Raw genomic sequence first — 16,509 nt, 5'->3', positions numbered from 1 at the left:
ACCGTTCAGATTGAGATCCATTTTGCGTCATCTGTCGCTCAGACAAATATCCATCATCGGTGTGGCTGCGGGCATTTTGGTGCCCGCAGTTTTATTTGGATATTTCACGGTCAAGACGCGTTACGAGCGGGAATTACAGTTACGTGTTTATAGCCCGATGTCTCAGTATGCGGACATGTTATCCAAAGCCATGGAAGTTCCGTTATGGAACGTCGACAGGGAAGTGGCCGGGCAGTTTGTACAGGCAGTGATGCGTAACCGTGAGGTCAACAGCGTTACGATCACCGATGAATCTGGCACGGTCTTTGTTCATCTGGAAAAGGAGCGCAAACCTCAAAACAATGTCGTCAGCCTGACGCGCGATATCAGGCTGGATCAAAAGGCGATAGGGAAAGTATCGCTGGAACTGACCTCTGCCTACGTTGATCGCGATTTCTTTGATGACATTCTGAAATTGCTGCTTGCGTTGCTGGCGCAGGTGATATTTTCTTTCGTCCTGATCTGGTTTGTCTTTGATCGCAGGATAGTCCGTCCTATACAAAAATTGCAAAGAGCAACGTTGTTTTTGTCAGCTGGTGAACTCAATAAGTCACTGGAATGGAAACGTCAGGATGAGATCGGTAATCTGGCACATGGGCTCGATCAGATGCGTTTGAATCTGGGCAGCCTGATTGCAGAAAGGGATTTGCAAAATCAGGTTCTGCAACAAGAGTTGTTGGAGCGATCCAGAGTTGAAGAGGTGTTGCGCGATACCGAAAATAAATTTATCGCCATTTTTCAGTCATCTCCCGTCGCGATGACTGTTTTGCGGAAAGCTGAACGTTACGCGATTATGGATGTTAACGATGCGTGGTTGCGTCAGTTTAAGTGGGAACGAGAGACAACACTGGGTAATCCCGCCATGCAAGCGCAGTTGTGGCGCAATCCGGACGATTTTGATCGCATCGTTCATATTCTGGAGCGTGAGGGCGAGATACATTCTTACGAAGCGTGGTGTCGCTGTGGCGTTGGCGAGCAAAACCTGCTGTGTCAGGTATCTGGCCGTATCATCCGCGTCGGCAATGAGCCTTTGTTAGTACTGGTGCAGGAAGATATTACGGAAAAGCGCCAGAACGAGCTGGATATCCGGAATATGAATCAGACGCTGGAAAAGCGCGTTTTTGAACGTACTCATGAGCTGGAAGAGGCAAATTCTGAACTCACCGTTGTGCTGGAAAATTTGCAGCGCGCACAACAGGAATTGCTCAGAACAGAAAAAATGGCTGCTCTGGGCTCTTTGGTTGCCGGGGTGGCACATGAACTGAATACGCCTATCGGTACGTGTGTCACGGTCGCCAGTACCTTGCAGCAACAAACCGATGATTTTCTGAAGCAGTATGAGCACGGCATACGTAAGTCTGTGTTGGACGACTACTTAAAAAATGCCAGACTGGGCAGCGATCTGCTGTTGCGCAATCTGAGCAAGGCATCCGAACTGGTCACGAGTTTCAAACAGGTGGCGGTTGACCGCACCAGTGCCAACCGACGAATTTTTGCGCTCGACGGCATGATGGATGAGTTGATCACAACGCTGGGACCGATGATACGGAAAACAAAATACACGGTTGTAGCGGAGCTGCCGCCAAAATTCATGATGGACAGTTATCCGGGCGCTCTGGGGCAGGTCATGACAAACCTCATCAATAATGCATTCATTCACGCTTTTGAACCTGACAAACGCGGTCGCGTGACGATTTCTGCAAAACTGATTGACTCGGAACACATAGAAGTATTGGTCACCGATGATGGCAAAGGGATTCCGCCTGCTAACCTTGGTCGTATATTTGATCCGTTTTTTACGACCCGACTGGGGCAGGGCGGCAGTGGTTTAGGCCTGAATATCGTGTACAACCTGATCAAAGATGTATTAGGCGGCAATATCACAGTCGAAAGCCAGCTGGGCAAGGGAACCTGCTTCAAAATTACCTTGCCACGCGTCGCCAGAGTGGTGAATGGGGCTTGAAAAAGCAAGGGTTTAGTCTTGCCTCTAGCTTTCATCCGCTTTGTTCTGCTACAGTCGCGCCATGAGTAAATTATCTTTAGACCGCATCCTGCAATCGCAGGGCTTTGGCACACGCAAATACTGCCGTGAATTGATTGAAGACGGTGAGATCAGCATCAACGGTGAAGTTGTTGACCACTATAAACAGACACTGGACACCGATGGCCTGGTTTTCAGGATTTTTGACGAAGACTGGCAATATCGCGAACACGTTTATATTGCGCTCAATAAACCGGCTAATTTTGAATGCTCACGTAAGCCCAGCCATCACCCAGGTGTGCTGACGCTGCTGCCGGAGCAATTCAGCTGGCGCGATGTGCAGCCTGTTGGCCGTCTGGATCATGATACGACCGGGATGTTACTGATGTCCGATGATGGGCCGTTTATTCACGCGCAGTCGTCGCCGAAACGTCATATTCCGAAAGTGTATCTGGCGACAACGGCTGAGCCGGTCACCGATGAACTGGTGAACACTTTATTAAATGGCGTTCAGCTGCATGACGAGCCTGCCCCGCTGGCTGCGCAGATATGCCGCCAGTTGGACACACATAAAATTGAAATCGTGCTCGAACAAGGTAAATACCATCAGGTGAAGCGTATGTTAGCTGCGGCTGGCAATCACTGCGCGGCGTTGCAGCGTACTGCTATCGGTCAGTTGACGCTGAATTCTCTGGGGCTGGCGGAAGGCGAGTGGTGTTACCTGAGTCCGGAACAAATGGCTTTATTAATTCCTTCAAACGGCTGATCCTGCGGTATCTGTTACTGGTTCGGGTAGTCTGCCTGGCTGGACAGATGCAATAAGCGCAAGTAAGAGACTTTCATCATCGTTTGAACTGAAATGGTCTGTCGTCTTGCTATGAACAGGGAGTCCGTATGCGCGTTATTGCGATTGCCAATCCTAAAGGTGGCGTAGGGAAGAGCACGTTTGCCACAAACCTGGCGGGTTATTTTGCAGCACAAGGAAATCGGGTCATGCTGGGGGATACGGATGTCCAGCAGTCGTCCCGCATCTGGTTAGGTCTGCGTCCTGCGAATTTGCCCACGATTACAGCGTGGGAGCTGGCCGACAATACCGTGGCCAGGCCGCCCAAAGGCACCAGTCACGTTGTGCTTGATACTCCAGCTGGTTTAAAGGGCAGCAAGCTCGATGTCATTCTGAAGCTTGCCGATACCGTCGTGGTGCCTTTGCAGCCGTCTATTTTCGATATTCTGGCGACCGAAGAATTTTTGAAAAAACTGGCCAGACGTGAGCATACTTGCCGGGTCGGTATTCTCGGTATGCGGGTAAATGCCCGCAGCCGCTCTGCCGATCAGCTACGTCACTACGCGGGACAGTTGGGGTTGCCGGTTCTGGGCTATCTGCGTGATACGCAAAATTACATACAATTAGCGGCGCATGGCGCTACCTTATGGGATGTTGCTCCCTCCAGAGTTGAAAAAGATCTGGAGCAATGGCGTGATATTTTGCACTGGATTCAGCATTCAAATGTGTGAAATTTGTGATTGATCAGCCCGCAAGAAGAAATAGTTTCTGCTTTTCGCAGATCTCAATATAATGCCGGGTCGCCCGGCTTTCGGGCAAATTTATCATTTGATATCAAAGACTTGCGGCATGCACTTAACTATTTTTGAAACACCTGTAATTAACACATTGATGCGTTGGATTTCCATCGTGGCATTACGTCTGACCGGATGGCGTGTTGAAGGGCAAACACCCACCGAAAAGAAATACGTGCTGATTGCCGCACCCCACACCAGTAACTGGGATTTCCCCGTCACTTTAATGGTGTGTTTTGCTTTACGGTTGCGTGTCTACTGGATGGGAAAATCCAGCCTGTTTCCACCGGTAATTCGTGTGGTGATGCGCTGGTTAGGTGGCATTGCTGTGAACCGCAGTGCGGCTGGCAATCTCGTACAGGGAACTGTGGATGCTTTCCACGCTAATGAGCGTCTGACTGTCATCGTGCCGCCCGAAGGTACCCGTGGCAAAGTCACGCACTGGAAAACAGGTTTCTATTACATCGCGCTGGGTGCCGGCGTACCGATTGCGTTGGGATATCTGGACTTTGGCAGAAAGGCCGGAGGAATCGGGCGCATGTTCATGCCGACAGGTGATATTGCGGCGGATATGGAAGAGATCAAAGCGTTTTACAGTGGAATTCAGGGGAAAAATCCAAAGCAATTCAGTGCCGACCATATCCAGACCAAGTAATTAGCTTCGCTTTCCGCGCATGTCCGCTCCGAAGATACCGGACATGCGGCTCTTGTCGGTTATTTTTGTGTCAGCGGTACGTCTTTCACTTGCTGTACAGTGATTTCCGGCGTTGGATTCGGAGTGCGTATCTGGCGTACCAATAGCCAACTCAAGGGGCTCAGAATACATTTCTGCGTGAATTTCTCACAATAGCGATGGGAGCCCAGGTACACAATAACGGCGCTTGAAGCAAGTGAAATCAACAAGCGCGCAGTATCGCCCATTTGAAAAATACGATTCAGTATGCCCAGTTGATGTAGAGCGATCAGAGCCATTCCGTGCCACAGAAATACGTACATTGATCGTTGCCCCACGCGTGCCAATCCCCAGTCTCTGAGACTCAGTAAATACAGGATGCTTAATCCTAATAGCGTCGATACAGCATATTGCAGCAGTTGGTACATAGAGCCGCTCAGATGAGCCATTTCCAGTCTGTGCAACGAAAAACTGCCATAGAGCCAGCGATAATCGAATTCGGTGGGGAGCAGGAAACACATAATACTGCCAGCAATGGCAATCACCGACGCGATACAGATTACGCGCCAGTCACGCCCTTTCGATACGAAAACATCAGCGCCGAGTTTCCAGCCTAAAATAAAAAACGGGAAAAAGAACAGCGTACGCGCGCCGCTCAGCAGATAACCCAGATGCTCAGAGTAACTGGTGACGAGCGCCAATCCCAGAGACAGAATGAGGGGGAATTGTAAGCGCGCAAATAACGGCAGTAACAAGCGCCAGCACAACAAACTCATCAGATACCAAAGCATCCAGTAGGGCGCGATCAGCCCCGCATAAACGCTGAAGGAACCGCGAATCAAATATTCCGTGGCCTCGTAAATCAGCTCAAAGCCCAGCAGCGGCGCTACAATATTTCGTATCAGATGTACTGATTGTTTTTCATCGAGAGTCGCTTTGGAGAATATCCCGGATACCAACGCAAACATAGGCATGTGAAATGCATACGCGAAGATCCAGATGGGGCGCAGAAATGCATCCTGAGCAATATGTAATTCGACGAAATGACCAAAGACAACTAAAAATATCAATATGGCTTTGATATTGTCGAATGAGATATTTCTACCGGAAGTAAGTGAAGAGGACATTGCTGCGGAGGAATACGTAAAAAACACGTCATCTTAAACGAAAAGCGGGTCTACTATAGACGCTTAGTTTGTAACGAAAGTAGAATCGGGTTCCGTTGAGGTAGCGAAGATTTTCGCATAGATGAAAATGTTTCCACTTGGAAATTATGCGCTGCATTACAATATCGGCTCAGAAAAAATCATTTACGGGTTAATAACAATGGCGACCAATCCATCTAAAGCCAGCTTATTAAGTGCACAACTAGACTTTGAAGACGTCGACGGTAAGGCCTTGAAAGCGGTGGATGCTGAATTGGCGGATTTGAAATTTGATTTGCCATCTGACGCCGTGCCGAAAGCGCCTGCTGCTGTGCGCTCTGCACCGAAAACACAGACCCGTGCGACGCCGGCCAAGCCAGTGCTCACGCATAGCAAAAAACAAAAGAAAGATAATTTTGCGTTGTATGCGGCGATTATTGCTTTATGTAGTTTTGTCGTTATTTTTTCCGCTGTTTTTTACATCAAAGTGATCGCCAAAGATGAAACTACACCAAGTTATCTGGCGCTGCCAAAAACAGTCGTCAACGTTGACGGGCAAGTGATCCGCCTTCAGGTCACAATACAAGTACAGACTAAAAACCGTGATTGGCTGGCGACGAACAAAAAAGCCTTGTCCGATATTTTTCCGATTGTGGTCGCTAAAATAAATCCTGAAGATCTGCATTCCGAAGAAGGTTTTGAACGCGTCCGGGAAATGTTACGTTCAGAGCTGAATCAGAGCCTGGCGACAGATAAAATCGATTCAGTACTGATCAATGAATTGCTGATGCAAAATCATTAGGCATAGATCAGTATGCTGTTCCGGGAATAAAAAAAAGTGACTTCATCGAAGTCACTTTTTTTATGCGCATGAAATTTCTTCAGACGCTGACAGAAATACTCTGAGAATTCGATTCAGATGGTGAACTATATGCCTGCAACAGTTGTATCGCTTTTTTGAACAGTGTTGCTTCGCTATTATTGTTTGCAGCACCGGCTTGTTGCGTGCCTTTGTCGCCACTGGCAGCCGCTTTCGCCTCCAGCAGTTTCAGCAAATACGCTTCCTCTTCTTTTTGTGTGACCTTGCCATCCTGATTGGTATCGGCAGCTTCATACGTTTTGCTTGCGGTTGTGTCACTGGTCGAGTTTGTCGCGCTGCTGCTGGCTGTGGTGCTGCCAGAACTGACGGCGCCAGTGCTGTTTCCTGATGTCTCAGATGTGCCGGACGGTGGTGGCGGAGGCGGTGCACCTCTGTCTTGTCCCACGCCGGAAGTGCGGCTCTGGTTGAATTGGCTTTCCAGATCGTCCGCCAGTTTTTTTAAACCACTGGAAAACTCGTCTTTGGTTACTTTGCCGTCACTATCAGCATCAAGTTTTTTAAATAAATCGCTGGCAGTCGATGTCGCATCGCTACCTGACGTGCTGCTGGATGCGCTGGCGATGTTGCTGAATGCGGATTCCAGATCACTGACTTCAAGATAGCCCTGACCTTTGGTATCGAGCTTGGAAAACGCCTGTTCTGCCATCTGCGCCGGATCAGGGCGTTGCCGCTTGACGCTGCTGACACTGCCTGAATAGGCCGATGTGGACGAAATACCGGAAATACTGCTCATCGTGGTCTCCTGTACGAAGAAAAAATCAGTAAGGGAAATGAATGAGATTGCACGGGCAGATTAGCACAGACAAGCTCAGACAAAACGTGTGACTGTGTTTATTGTCTCTCGTTGATTTTGCTCGTTTATGTCAACTTTGTATCAGGTATGACATACAACAGCGGTGCGCAGACACCTGACTTTCTTCGTACCTGAATGGCTAAGTCGCGACTGCGCGGGGCAGGCGGATTTCAGCGGTAAGGCCGATCCCGTTGGGATTGTTAGTGAGAGTCAGTACGCCATGATGTTGACGAATAATTTCCTGCGCAATACTTAAGCCCAGACCCACGCCGCCACTGTTTTTATTGCGTGCTCCAGCGATGCGATAAAACGGATCGAATACTTTTGTCAGTTCTGATTCAGGAATGCCCGGGCCTTCGTCACTGATGCGAATCAGCGCGACATCCGCTGCATCCTGTAACTGAATCTGCGTGCTGCCGCCATAAAAAATCGCGTTTTCCAGCAGATTAATGATGCTGCGTTGTAATTCATTCGGCATCGCATAGACCGGCTGCAAATGACCTTCGATGCGCACGCTTTTCCCTTCATCGCGCATATTATCGACGATGGCTTCCAGCATGGACTGGATATCCAGATATTGCATAGATTCACTGCTGCCGCGTAAATAGTCCAGCGTTGCATCGAGCATGTGGCGCATCTCATCGATGTCCTGCAATAACTTGCCGTTGGTGGCAGTGGCTTCGGTCTGATCTATGCGTAATTTCATCCGCGTTAAAGGCGTGCGCAAATCATGTGATACCGCCGCCAGAAAACGTGCCCGTTCTTCCATTTGCTGATGTATCCGATATTGCATCTGATTAAAAATGACCGCAGCCTGCCTGACTTCCAGTGGCCCCGTTTCAGGTACTGGAACAATTTGCTGATCGCCTAATGTGCTTGCCGCTGCGGCCAGATTCTGTATCGGTCTGGCGAGTGTACGCGAACTGATCCATGCACCTATCGCCAGCAGCAGCAATTGCAGACTCATGCTGATCAGTAAGCCGGATAAAGGGCCATCAATAGCGGATCTGCGATGTGGTGACGGAGGTCGCGCACCGAATTGTGGCGGGTGAGTGCTTGAATAGCCCGCTTCAGATCCCGGTCGGTGTAGCTCCGGCGGCGGTGGATGCGATGCATCTCTGAGGAATACGAAAAGTAATACGAATGTAGCAGCATGACTGACGAAGACGGCGGCAAATGCGAGGCCGAACAAGCGATTAAAAATCGTGTCGGCAAATACCCGGCTTATTTTTTGCCGCATTTTTTGCCATAATTTTTGCATCGTCTTGATTACAGGCTGGCGCTGAAGACATAGCCTTCACCACGCACAGTTTCTAACAGCGAAGGCTGGCGCGGATCATCGTTCAGTTTTTGGCGCAGACGTGACACCATCAGATCAATGCTGCGATCAACCGAATTGCTGGATTTGCCGATTGCCAGTTCGAGTAACTGATCACGTGTCAGTATTTGTTTGGGATGGGCAAGAAATGCCCGCAACAATTTATATTCTGAATTGGATAAGGGAACGACCAGTTTCTGCGGGCTGAGTAATTGCCGGCTTGGGCAGTGCAGTTTCCAGCCCTGAAAGTGAATTTCATTTTCAGAAGCGAGTTGCTGATTTTTCGCTTCCGTTTGCGCACGGCGGATCACACTTTGCATGCGGGCGACCAGCTCGCGGGTATCGAATGGTTTGACGACATAGTCATCCGCACCTAGTTCCAGACCAAGAATTTTATCGGACGATTCCCCGCGTGCCGTCAGCATGATGACCGGGATGTTGCTCTTGTTGCGCACATGACGTAGTAGACTCAGGCCGTCTTCGCCGGGCAGCATCAGATCTAATAAAACCACATCAAAAGTGTGGCGCGACAAGGCTTCACGCATACCGCTGCCATCGCCGACAGCGGTGCAGTGAATATCAAATTTTTCCAGATATTTGCATAGCAAGATGCCGATTTCAGCATCGTCGTCGACGAGTAAGGCACGGATTCTGGCGCTGGTGAAAGACAACTTATAACTCCTGTAAGTAACGCAGCAGCTTCGCCAGTGCGTGAGCGACTGTTTGTTCGCGTACTGCGTGGCGGTCGCCGGTAAATATCAGTCGCTCGGTATGTGTGACGCCGCCGACGACCCAGCCGAAGCAGACTGTGCCGATAGGTTTGCCGGGAACGGCGCCAGTCGGACCAGCAATGCCGGTGGTGGATAAGGACACATTGCCTTCTGAATTGGCGATCGCACCTTCGGCCATGGCTGCGGCGATTTCTTCGCTGACCGCGCCATGCCGGGCAATCAGCGCCGCCGGGATATTTAATAATTCAGATTTGGACGAATTGGAATAGGTAACGAAGCCGCAGTCAAACCAGTCCGACGAGCCTGCGATTTCAGTGATCGCCTGCGCCACGCCGCCGCCGGTACAGGATTCGGCCACCGTCAGTAACAGCCGTTTTTCTTTCAGTTCGGTGCCGATTTGTGCTGCAAGTTCAAGTGCGTTTTGCATGGTGGGTCTCCCGTCTGGTTTTTGTTGGCGACTGTAAAGTCAGACTTACTTTACCACCATGTAAGGCAGAAAGTGAAGACGCCGGTATGATCTATGACATGGGTCAGACATCAATGTCGCTCAGAGCCGGCAAGGTGCCGGCCAAGACCGGCGTCACCATGCGCGCCAGAGTGCCAACACCAGCAACGTGAAAAAGGCGGCGACGATATCGTCCCACATGACGCCGAATCCACCTTTGAAACGCCGGTCGAAATAGCGGATCGGTGGTGGTTTGACCATATCAAAAAAGCGAAAAATCAGAAATGCCCAGGTTTGCGTGCGGGCATCTGCTGGCAGCACAAATAACAGCACCGCCCAGATCGCGATGATTTCATCCCACACCATGCTGCCATGATCAGCGACACCGAGATTTTTTCCTGTGACTTTACAAGCCCAGATGCCGATCAGAAAACCGATGACAATGATCCACGCCCAGCCCACGGTTGTAAAAATTTCCGGCCAGCGCTGACTCAGTACATTAAAGCTGAGCCAGCCGAACAGCGTGCCCATCGTGCCCGGCACGGCTGGCGATAAGCCGCTGCCAAAACCCTGCGCCAGAATATGCGCTGGGTGACTCAGCATGAAACGCCAGCCGGGGCGGGTGATGATTGTTTGCGGGTGCAGGTCTGGCGTATCTGACGTATTCATGGTGTGCTGAAATGATCAAAGGAGTGGAGTGTCATGCAAACGGGTTGCTGCTGATCATCGATCAGACGCAAACCCGCGGCCGCTTCAATCTGGCCGATGCGGGTGACTGGCGTATCGCTTGCGTGTCCGGCGGCAATGATGTCGGCCCGACGTGAGGCTGGCGCAGTAAAGCACAACTCGTAATCATCGCCACCTGTCAGCGTGAACTGGCGGCGTAATGCCTGACTTTGTTGCTGCAAAATTGGCCCGGCGGGTAACTGATCGACAAACAGCGTGGCACCAAGGCTTGAGCGTTCGAGTATATGGCCGAGATCGCCTGCGAGTCCGTCAGAAATATCGAGAGCCGCATGCGCAATGCCGCGCAAGGCCATGCCGAGTGCGATGCGGGGCGTCGGCTGATGCATGCGCTGCGCTGCGCGTTGGTGATCTGATTCACTGAGCGTCACTTCTTTCCAGTACGCAGCCAATGCCAGACGCGCGTCTCCCAGCGTGCCTGAGACCCAGATATCGTCGCCGCTCTTTGCCGCATCGCGTCGCAGCGCGCTGTTTTTCGGCAGTTCGCCAAAAATCGTGATGCAGATATTCAGCGGGCCTTTGGTGGTATCGCCACCGATCAGACGACATTGGTGCGCGTCTGCCAGCGTCAGCAAGCCACGTGCAAATTGTTCCAGCCATGCTGGATTGGCTTCGGGCAGGGAAAAAGCCAGCGTAAATCCGATTGGTTTGGCACCCATCGCTGCCAGATCCGAAAGATTCACCGCCAGACATTTGTGTCCCAGCAGAAACGGATCGGCGTCGGGAAAGAAATGCCGGCCGGAGACCAGCATGTCACTGGAAATGGCGATTTGCATACCGGGCGTGGGATTGAGTAAGGCGCAGTCATCGCCGACCCCCAGTGCGAGCACGGCGTCCGGTGCGGAATGGTGCGCAAAATAGCGCTTGATTAAGTCAAATTCTGAGAGCATGCGCGCATTGTACCCAAGGATGACGGCGGCGCGACACTCCTGACGCGACCGTGACGCAGGATTTGTCGAGCGCCGAATGGAGACTCTGTCAGCGTACAAGTCGCCTTCAATGCGCCTTCAACACGCCTTCAATGCGCCTTCAACACGTCAGTAACCCGCACCAGCGATGGCAGGTCATTGAATACCGATGGGAGCAAGGTTTCTGCGTTGTGTTGGCATCCCACGTTTCCCTCTTTTACCCGTCGTTTTTAAGAAAAATGGGGAGTATGTGAGAAAAACACGCTTATGTCCTTATAAATAAAGGGCGTTAAAAAATACTGGGGGGAGTATATTTAACGCCCAAATGGCCTTTAGAGACGCTTTTTACCCATGTTGCACGCACCGGTATGCGCGTTTTCAGGCAATCGCTGCGGTCTTTACTGTGCCCAGTTCGTTTAATAATGCATTCCGGATTTTCGCTTCCTGTGGAGCGACCGCGAAGCCGCGCATGACACCATCATTGTCGATAAAGCGGCAGATACTGGGCGACACTTCCGGATGATTGTCGCTCTGCTCGTTTTCCCATTGCCCGCGCTTCATCACGGCCAGCGTCGGCGACACCAGCGCAATCGGATAACTCGGCGTTTTCACCAGGACGGGTGCTGCTTGAAAGGCGATCGGGGTCGGCGTTCCTGCCAGACTTTGCGCAATCGCGCGCGCCGCCGCCATGATCGGTGCGACATACGGCAGCGTGATGCTGTTGCCATCAGCTTGCGCATATTGTGCGCAATCGCCCAGCGCATAAATGCCTTTGACGCTGGTCTGCCCGAACTGATCCACGAGGATGCCGCGTTCGGTTTGCAGATGCGCTTCCTGTGCAAGCCGGATATCGGCACGCAAGCCTACTGCCGACAAGATCACATCGACGTCAAGATGTTCGCCGTTGGCCAGCGTGATCCGCAAGCCGGTCTCGGTGCGATCGATACTGCTGCTGGTGGTGCCCAGCCGGAACTGCACCTGCCGCGTTTGCAGTGCCGTTTGTAATCCCGCTGAAATCGCCGGTGGCGCGAGTGCCGCCAGCGGTGCAGGATTAGGATCGATCAGAGTGACCTGATGGCCTCCGGTATGCAAATCGTCGGCAAATTCGCAGCCGATCAGACCGGCGCCGATGATGGCTACGCGAGCAGATGCGCCGGCAGCGCTGAGTCTGTCACGTAAGACTGCATAGTCATCCAGCGTATTTACCGATAACACCTGATCGGTGGCGTTGCCTGCGAACGGCAGACGTATCGCCTGCGCGCCAACCGCCAGCACCAGTTGACTGAATTCAAATTCCCCTGCGCTGGTGTGAACCGTTTGCTTGGCCGTGTCGATTCCACGGACCTGTGTTCTGGTCAGGATGGTGGCATTGATTTGCGCTGCCATCTGATCTGCCGTTTGGCTGCGCAGATGGCTCGCGGTTTTGCCTTGTGCAAACGCGTTCGACAACATGGGCTTGGAGTAAAAGCCGCCATCATCGCCAGTGATGATCAGCACAGGTGTGGTTTTGTCCAGCTTGCGGAATTCGCGGGCCACGGTGTAGCCCGCCAGACCGGAACCGATGATGGCGACGGGCTTCATATCAGATTTCCACCATGTCAAAATCGGCTTTGGCGACGCCGCAGTCCGGGCATTCCCAGTCGGCTGGAATGTCATCCCAGCGTGTGCCTGCAGGGATGCCTTCTTCCGGCAAGCCCTGTGCTTCGTCATAGATAAAACCGCATACGATACATTGATAAGTTTTCATATTGTCCTCAGATTTTTTGCTTGTTTTTTGATGTTGTCAGCGATGCCGCATTGATAGAGCGGCATCGCCGGAATGTCCGTTGCACCGCTGCTTCAGGATGCTTTGCTGGCTTCTAGCACAGCGCGATAGTGGTTCGCATGACGCTCTTCGACTTTTGCCAGCGCAGCAAAACGTTTGGCTGCTATCTCTAAAGTCCGCTTAAAGTTTTCAGCATGTTCCTTAGATTCTGCGATTTGCTCATCGTACTCGGCGACAGCAGCGTGATTGCCTTCTTCCACGGCGAGGTGGCGGAATTTTGGATACATTTCTGTGTATTCATAGGTTTCTCCTTCAATCGCGATTTCTAACGCCCGTTGTGGTGTCAGTTGCGCCTTCGGATACAACAGATCGAGGTGGCCGAACGCGTGCATCACTTCCTGATCTGCGGTCGCCTCAAATGCTTGCGCGATATCTTCAGCGCCGGCTTCACGTGCCAGCTTGGCAAAATAGCGATATTTAATGTGCGCCATGGATTCGCCTGCAAACGCAGATTCGAGGTTTTGAATAGTGATGGATGGATTTGCCTGGGTGCTCATGTGATTCTCCTTGGTGATCGTTGTCTAAAACGTTTTCTATCAAACATGGTGCAATGATAGATATTGATAATTGATTTGTAAAATTAATTGTTTTTATTTGATGAATAGGTTTAAGCTATTTTACGGCGAGTGATTTGATCGATTTTTATCTAAGTTGCTCTCTGAAAAAGATAAAAGTCGTGTAAATACGTATGAAGTTAGAGGGTTCCCTCTGCTAGAATCACAGGCTAATCGTAAGTTTTGAGTAAGTAAAAATAGAAAGAGGCAGCCCCACATGGATTCGTCATCAGATCAAAAAGAGCAAATACGTCAGCAGTTGCGCCAGGCCGCACTGGAATATCATGAGTTCCCGACGCCGGGTAAAATCAGTGTGACGCCAACCAAACAATTGACAAATCAACGCGATCTGGCGTTAGCGTATTCCCCTGGTGTGGCATCTCCGTGCGAGGAAATCGTTGCTGATCCTACTGCGGCATTTAAGTACACCGCACGCGGCAATCTGGTCGGTGTGATTACCAACGGTACGGCAGTGCTTGGTCTCGGCAATATCGGCCCGCTGGCATCGAAGCCAGTGATGGAAGGCAAGGGTGTTCTGTTCAAGAAATTTGCCGGCATTGATGTGTTCGATATTGAAATCAATGAACCTGACCCAGATAAGCTGGTTGACATCATCGCTTCTCTGGAGCCAACCTTCGGCGGCATTAATCTGGAAGACATTAAAGCGCCAGAGTGTTTTTACATTGAGCGCAAATTACGTGAACGCATGAAGATTCCGGTCTTCCATGACGATCAGCACGGCACGGCGATTATTGTCGGCGCTGCGATTCTGAACGGATTAAAAGTCGTCGGAAAAGACATCAAAAATGCGAAGCTGGTGGTTTCCGGTGCTGGCGCTGCGGCGTTGGCTTGTCTGGATCTGATCGTTGATCTCGGCTTCCCGATTGAAAACATTTATGTGACCGATCTTGCTGGCGTGGTTTATAAAGGCCGTGCTGAGTTGATGGATCCGGATAAGGAACGTTTTGCGCAGGAAACTTCTGCCCGCAGCCTGAAAGAAGTCATTGAAGGTGCGGATATTTTCCTCGGCCTGTCCGCTGGCGGTGTGCTGAAACAGGATATGGTCAGAATGATGGCTGATAAGCCGCTGATTCTGGCACTGGCAAATCCGACCCCGGAAATTCTGCCGGAAGAAGTCAAAGCGGTGCGTGATGATGCGGTGATGGCAACCGGACGCTCTGACTTCCCGAATCAGGTTAACAACGTTTTATGTTTCCCTTATATTTTCCGTGGTGCGCTGGATTGCGGTGCCACGACGATTACGCGTGAAATGGAAATTGCGGTGGTGCATGCGATTGCAGAGCTGGCGCAGGCGGAACAGTCTGATGTCGTTGCTTCAGCGTATGGCATCAGCAACTTGTCTTTCGGTCCGGAATACCTGATTCCTAAGCCATTTGATCCGCGCCTGATGATCAAGATCGCACCGGCAGTTGCAAAGGCTGCGGAAGAGTGCGGCGTGGCAGCGCGTCCGATCAAAGACATGCAGGCGTATGTTGAGAAGTTGCAGCAATTCGTCTACCACAGCGGCACCTTCATGAAGCCTTTGTTCCAGCTGGCGAAAAAGGCACCTGCAGATCGCAAACGGATTGTTTATCCGGAAGGCGAAGAAGAGCGCGTATTGCGTGCTGTTCAGGTCGTCGTTGATGAGAAGCTGGCAACGCCGATTCTGGTGGGGCGCCCACATATTCTGGAGCAGCGTGTCGAGAAATTTGGCCTGCGCATTCGCCCTGGTGTCGATTTCGAGGTGATCAATCCTGAATTTGATCCGCGCTACCGCGAATATTCCAAGACATACCATGAGATGACATGCCGTAAAGGCGTGACAGAGCAATATGCCAAACTGGAAATGCGCCGTCGCCACACATTAATCGGATCGATGATGATCCATAAAGGTGATGCTGACGGTATGATTTGCGGCACGTTCGGCAGCACTGGCCTGCACCTGAATTACATCAATCAGGTTCTTGGTAAGCGCAGTAATGTGAAGGTCAATGCGGCAATGAATGTGCTGGTCTTGCCGGATCGCCAGCTGGTTCTGGTCGACACGCATGTGAATGAGAATCCAACCGCCGAACAAATTGCGGAAATCACTCTGCTTGCAGCTGAAGAAATGCGCCGTTTCGGTTTATTACCAAAGGCAGCCCTGTTATCACATTCTAATTTTGGTTCCAGTAATAGTGAGTCTGCACAAAAAATGCGTGCGGCGCTGGAAATTATTCAGCGTCAGGCACCAGACCTGGAAATTGACGGTGAAATGCATGGCGACACCGCTTTGGACTCCGCATATCGCAAAAAAATGATGCCGAATTCGACTTTGAAGGGCGATGCGAATTTGCTGGTGATGCCGAATATCGATGCTGCTAACATCGCCTATAACCTGATGAAAATCACCGCCGGCAATAACGTCGCGATTGGCCCTATCTTATTGGGCTGCGCAAAACCAGTGCATATCCTGACGCCATCAGCAACAGTCCGTCGTATCGTTAATATGACGGCCTTGTGTGTGGTTGATGCACTTGCTCAACGCTGATTAATCTCACACTGATCTGAAGATAACCCTGCGTTCGAAAGAACGCAGGGTTATTTTTTTATCTGCGATCATTGATTTGCATCGAACGTCTCTGCCGCAGTGATTTGAATATTCATTAAAATAATTTTCGTGGTTTCTTGCGAATGCGGAGTGGTTTTGCTATAGTTCGGCTCCCGCTGAGAAGCGGGGGTAGAAAGTGAAGCGCTGCAGTTAAAAATGCAGCAAGCATAGTCAACAACCGAAGTCATGCCAAGTGATCCGATTGGTGTCCGCACAACAAAATGCGGAAGCTGAGAAGAAAAAGCGAAGCGAAAGGGTGAAGGGAGTTGACAGTGAATGCGAAGTGCTTCATAATCTCGTTTCTC

Annotated in this window: 17 protein-coding genes; 6 read left to right on the top strand and 11 right to left on the bottom strand. The window is 51.0% G+C overall.

Annotation, left to right across the window (positions count from 1 at the left end):
* The first annotated feature begins 10 nt into the window (after positions 1 to 10).
* The 4 genes from KDM87_RS16620 (at position 11) to KDM87_RS16605 (ending at position 4,253) form a co-directional block, all read left to right on the top strand.
* A complete protein-coding gene (locus KDM87_RS16620) occupies positions 11 to 2,002 on the top strand; it encodes a sensor histidine kinase (protein WP_212680252.1) in 1,992 nt (663 codons plus the stop codon).
* A gap of 61 nt (positions 2,003 to 2,063) precedes the next feature.
* Positions 2,064 to 2,786 (top strand): pseudouridine synthase, encoded by a 723-nt coding sequence (locus KDM87_RS16615; protein ID WP_212680251.1) that lies wholly within the window; start codon positions 2,064 to 2,066, stop codon positions 2,784 to 2,786.
* 128 nt (positions 2,787 to 2,914) lie between these two features.
* Positions 2,915 to 3,535, top strand: a complete 621-nt coding sequence (locus KDM87_RS16610) for a ParA family protein (protein ID WP_212680250.1) — start codon at positions 2,915 to 2,917, stop codon at positions 3,533 to 3,535.
* Between the two features lie 118 nt (positions 3,536 to 3,653).
* Positions 3,654 to 4,253: a lysophospholipid acyltransferase family protein gene (locus KDM87_RS16605; protein WP_212680249.1), complete on the top strand. Its 600-nt coding sequence runs from the start codon at positions 3,654 to 3,656 to the stop codon at positions 4,251 to 4,253.
* 59 nt (positions 4,254 to 4,312) lie between these two features.
* Here KDM87_RS16605 and KDM87_RS16600 read toward each other — a convergent pair whose 3' ends face one another.
* The gene (locus tag KDM87_RS16600; protein WP_212680248.1) at positions 4,313 to 5,398 is read right to left on the bottom strand and encodes an acyltransferase family protein; all 1,086 of its coding nucleotides are present in this window, start codon (positions 5,396 to 5,398) and stop codon (positions 4,313 to 4,315) included.
* A gap of 199 nt (positions 5,399 to 5,597) precedes the next feature.
* On the opposite strand from KDM87_RS16600, the gene KDM87_RS16595 reads away from it, so the two are divergent.
* A complete protein-coding gene (locus KDM87_RS16595; RefSeq protein ID WP_212680247.1) occupies positions 5,598 to 6,218 on the top strand; it encodes a flagellar basal body-associated FliL family protein in 621 nt (206 codons plus the stop codon).
* Between the two features lie 79 nt (positions 6,219 to 6,297).
* On the opposite strand, the gene KDM87_RS16590 is transcribed toward KDM87_RS16595, so the two are convergent.
* From KDM87_RS16590 to KDM87_RS16550, 9 genes are all read right to left on the bottom strand, one after another.
* Positions 6,298 to 7,029: an EF-hand domain-containing protein gene (locus KDM87_RS16590; RefSeq protein WP_212680246.1), complete on the bottom strand. Its 732-nt coding sequence runs from the start codon at positions 7,027 to 7,029 to the stop codon at positions 6,298 to 6,300.
* Positions 7,030 to 7,228: 199 nt separating this feature from the next.
* A complete protein-coding gene (locus KDM87_RS16585) occupies positions 7,229 to 8,329 on the bottom strand; it encodes an ATP-binding protein (protein ID WP_212680245.1) in 1,101 nt (366 codons plus the stop codon).
* 29 nt (positions 8,330 to 8,358) lie between these two features.
* A complete protein-coding gene (locus KDM87_RS16580) occupies positions 8,359 to 9,078 on the bottom strand; it encodes a response regulator (RefSeq protein WP_230407840.1) in 720 nt (239 codons plus the stop codon).
* A 1-nt stretch (position 9,079) separates the two neighbouring features.
* Entirely contained in the window at positions 9,080 to 9,565 is a 486-nt protein-coding gene (locus KDM87_RS16575; protein WP_186885906.1) for a CinA family protein, read from the bottom strand.
* 153 nt (positions 9,566 to 9,718) lie between these two features.
* Positions 9,719 to 10,252 (bottom strand): phosphatidylglycerophosphatase A family protein, encoded by a 534-nt coding sequence (locus tag KDM87_RS16570; protein WP_230407839.1) that lies wholly within the window; start codon positions 10,250 to 10,252, stop codon positions 9,719 to 9,721.
* Complete coding sequence (gene thiL / locus KDM87_RS16565) at positions 10,249 to 11,217, bottom strand: thiamine-phosphate kinase (protein ID WP_212680244.1); 969 nt, start codon at positions 11,215 to 11,217, stop codon at positions 10,249 to 10,251. The genes KDM87_RS16570 and thiL overlap by 4 nt, the downstream gene beginning before the upstream one ends.
* A 396-nt stretch (positions 11,218 to 11,613) precedes the next feature.
* Positions 11,614 to 12,816 (bottom strand): FAD-dependent oxidoreductase, encoded by a 1,203-nt coding sequence (locus KDM87_RS16560; RefSeq protein WP_212680243.1) that lies wholly within the window; start codon positions 12,814 to 12,816, stop codon positions 11,614 to 11,616.
* Between the two features lies 1 nt (position 12,817).
* Complete coding sequence (locus KDM87_RS16555; RefSeq protein ID WP_212680242.1) at positions 12,818 to 12,982, bottom strand: rubredoxin; 165 nt, start codon at positions 12,980 to 12,982, stop codon at positions 12,818 to 12,820.
* A 92-nt stretch (positions 12,983 to 13,074) separates the two neighbouring features.
* Complete coding sequence (locus tag KDM87_RS16550) at positions 13,075 to 13,557, bottom strand: rubrerythrin family protein (protein ID WP_212680241.1); 483 nt, start codon at positions 13,555 to 13,557, stop codon at positions 13,075 to 13,077.
* 274 nt (positions 13,558 to 13,831) lie between these two features.
* On the opposite strand from KDM87_RS16550, the gene KDM87_RS16545 reads away from it, so the two are divergent.
* Positions 13,832 to 16,144: an NADP-dependent malic enzyme gene (locus KDM87_RS16545; RefSeq protein ID WP_212680240.1), complete on the top strand. Its 2,313-nt coding sequence runs from the start codon at positions 13,832 to 13,834 to the stop codon at positions 16,142 to 16,144.
* Between the two features lie 68 nt (positions 16,145 to 16,212).
* On the opposite strand, the gene KDM87_RS16540 is transcribed toward KDM87_RS16545, so the two are convergent.
* Positions 16,213 to 16,509 (bottom strand): hypothetical protein (locus KDM87_RS16540; RefSeq protein ID WP_212680239.1); only part of this gene is annotated, 297 nt, incomplete at its 5' end.

Origin of the sequence: Cognatundibacterium rivi (assembly GCF_018139565.1) — a bacterium.
In the GTDB taxonomy this organism is placed as follows: Bacteria; Pseudomonadota; Gammaproteobacteria; order Burkholderiales; family Burkholderiaceae_D; genus Undibacterium; species Undibacterium rivi.
The sequence above is the reverse complement of the archived record's forward strand: the minus strand, read 5'-3'. Positions and strand labels throughout refer to the sequence as shown.